The sequence below is a fragment of the Acinetobacter harbinensis genome, from assembly GCF_000816495.1.
GTDB classification, from domain to species: Bacteria; Pseudomonadota; Gammaproteobacteria; order Pseudomonadales; family Moraxellaceae; genus Acinetobacter; species Acinetobacter harbinensis.
On sequence record NZ_JXBK01000001.1, the window covers coordinates 1374530 to 1374809 of the forward strand.

A 280-nucleotide genomic window follows, 5' to 3' on the forward strand; every position below is an offset into this window, starting at 1 on the left:
AATATCTCTGATTGAATCGTTTTAAGAAGATAGTTAATTTTTAATTGAATGTGACTTATTTTGCATTATTTATAAATATTATTAATTAATTATCTTTATTTTGGCTTGGATTGATCTGTTAAGTGGTTTAAAAAAAATAAGTTAAAGCAGATTAAATTAAAAACAGCTCTTGATTTTATATAATCATTTGCTTTGTACAAGTATAATTTTACTGTTAAAAATGAGTGACTATTCCTGTAATTTAAATTTTTAGTGATTCTGTAGATATGAGTGCAATACA